The sequence below is a fragment of the Pseudonocardia pini genome, from assembly GCF_013870575.1.
GTDB lineage: Bacteria > Actinomycetota > Actinomycetes > Mycobacteriales > Pseudonocardiaceae > Pseudonocardia > Pseudonocardia pini.
The window spans coordinates 1-2,556 of record NZ_JACBXB010000786.1 but is presented as its reverse complement, the minus strand read 5'-3'; the positions used below and the strand labels follow the sequence as shown (position 1 = coordinate 2,556).

General features: G+C 72.5%; 2 protein-coding genes and 1 pseudogene. All 3 read left to right on the top strand.

Annotation, left to right across the window (positions count from 1 at the left end; translation table 11 throughout):
• Nucleotides 1–302, top strand: a pseudogene (locus tag H5J29_RS28910) (hypothetical protein); the annotation flags it as partial.
• Between the two features lie 107 nt (nt 303–409).
• Nucleotides 410–1,234 (top strand): HalD/BesD family halogenase, encoded by an 825-nt coding sequence (locus tag H5J29_RS28905; protein WP_181784142.1) that lies wholly within the window; start codon nt 410–412, stop codon nt 1,232–1,234.
• A 10-nt stretch (nt 1,235–1,244) separates the two neighbouring features.
• The coding region (locus H5J29_RS28900) for a choline/carnitine O-acyltransferase (protein ID WP_181784141.1) at nt 1,245–2,556 on the top strand (1,312 nt) is incomplete at its 3' end.

Sequence of the window (2,556 nt, the reverse complement as noted above, 5' to 3'; positions counted from 1 at the left end):
GCTTCGCCACCGCGCTGGGCTCCGTCCGGCCTCGCGGGACGCTCGTGAACGTGGCGGTGTGGGAGGAGCCGACGCCGCTCGACCCGACCGCCCTGCTGTTCACCGAGGCCACCGTGACCGGGGCGCTCGCCTACACCGACGAGGAGTTCGAGCGGGCGGTGCACATCGCCGCGAGCGGGGTGTACGACCTCGCCTCGCTGGTGAGTCGGGAGATCAGGCTCGACGACGCGATCGGCGGGGTATTCGAGTGCCTCGCCGCCGACCCGGGCGACGACATCAAGGTGTTGGTGAGACCGTCCTGAGCCGCTGAGGCGCAGATCATTAACAGTCACGATTGACCGTTACTCTCCGCATCGTCATACTCGCTGGAGGTCAGAGACCGAGTCGACGACGACGTGAGGGGTGCCGAGTGGATCCGACGATCGTGGACACCGACCGCTATCCGCTGGACAGCGCCGAGCTGAGGGCGCGGGTGCACTCCGAGCTCGCCGCCGAGGGCTGTTGCGTACTGCCCGGGTTCGTCCGGGCGGCGCAGGTCGACGCGCTGCGCGCGGAGGGGCGCGGCCTGGCCCCGTTCGCCCACCACGAGGTGGAGGTCGTCAACGTCTACAACACCGACCCGGATCCGACGCTGCCCGCCGGGCACCCGGCGTATCACCGGGTGCCGCGGGGCAACGCCTTCGTGGCCCGCGACCGCATCCCCACCGATGCGCTGCTGCAGCGGCTCTACACCGATCCGGCGGTACAGCGGTTCGTGGCGGCGGCGTTCGGGCTCCCCGAGGTGTTCGAGCTGGGTGACCCGCTGTCGGGCCTGGTCCTGAACGTCGTCGTCCCCGGACGCGAACACCCCTGGCACTTCGACACCAACGAGTTCACGGTCAGCCTGCTGACGCAGGCCCCCGAGGCGGGCGGCCGGTTCCAGTACGTTCCCGGCATCCGGTCGCCGCGGGCCGAGAACCTCCGCGCGGTCTCCGCGGTGCTCGACGGCGACCATCGCGGGGTCCGGACGCTGGACCTGCGACCCGGTGACCTGCAGCTCTTCGCCGGGCGCTACTCCCTGCACCGGGTGAGCCCGGTCGAGGGCGGCCACGACCGGCACACCGCGATCCTCGCCTACAGCGCCCGTCCCGGCGTCGTGGGCACCGCGGCGCGCACCCGCCAGCTGTTCGGCCGGGTCACCGCCGCCCACACCGCCCCCGCCGGCTCCGGCCGCGTCGACCAGCTCCTGATCTGAGGCCTCCCCGATGACGCTCTCCCCCCGGACCTTCGGCAACGAGGACGCCCTGCCCCGCGTCCCGCTGCCCTCCCTCGACGACACCGCGCAGCGCTTCCTGGAGTGGTCCGCCCCGCTGCTGACCGACGACGAGCGCGCCCGCACCGAGAAGGCGCTCGCAGAGTTCCTCGCGGTCGAGGCACCAGCGCTCGACGCCGCGCTGCGCGAGTACGACGCGACCTCCGGCGTCCACAGCGTGTGGGACGACTTCTGGCGCTCGCGCTACCTCGGCAGGCGGGACCGCATCGCACTCAACGCCAACTTCTTCTTCCTGTTCGAGGACGCGCCCGGCCTCGACCAGGTGGAGCGGGCGGCCGCGCTGACGGCCGCGAGCGTGGCCTACAAGCTCGCGGTGGACGCCGAGGAGGTGCCGCCCGCGACCCAGCGGGGCGAGGCCCTGTCGATGGTGCAGCTCAAGTACCTCTTCTCCGCCTGCCGGATCCCCGGCCGGGAGATCGACTCCAGCCGCACCCCGTACACCGAGGCGTGGCCGGGCCCGTCGACCGAGCGGCACGTCGTTGTGTTCCGCAACGGTCACGTCCACCGGCTCGACGTGATCGCGCCGGACGGCACTCCCCACTCGGTCGCGGAGATCGCCGCCGGACTCCGAGCGGTCGTCGCCGCGACCGCGGAGCCCGGCGAGGGCGTCGGCAGGCTGACGACGAAGGCCAGGGCCGCATGGGCGGAGAGCCGTTCTCGTCTGCTCGCCGAGAACGCCGGGACGCTGGAGACGATCGAGACCGCGCTGTTCTGCGTCGCGCTGGAGGACGCGGTGCCCGCCGAGCCGCGCGAGGCTTGTGACCTACTGCTGCACGGCGAGGCGGGCAACCGCTGGTTCGACAAGTCCCTCACCCTGATCGTCTTCGGCGACGGCACGGCGGGGCTCAACGGCGAGCACTGCGAGCTCGACGGCACCACTGTGGTCGGGTACGTCGACACGATCCTCGGCTCGCCCACGCCCGAGCTGCCGGGAGCGGGTGCCGCCGCCGTCGCGCCGCTGCGGTGGCGGCTCGACGACGAGCAGCGCGCGGACATCGCGCAGGCAGGCGCCGAGTTCGCCGACTACGCCGCCGCCTGTGCCACGTCGACGTTGAGTGTGGAGGGCTTCACCAGCGCGCGGGCCAAGGAGCTCGGCTGCTCCCCGGACGCGTTCGCGCAGCTGGCCTTCCAGCTCGCGCACCGCCGCTCCAAGGGCTTCACCGGCGCCACCTACGAGTCGATCGCCACGCGGCGCTTCCACCACGGCCGCACCGAGGCCATGCGGGTCGTCACGCCGGAGGTCC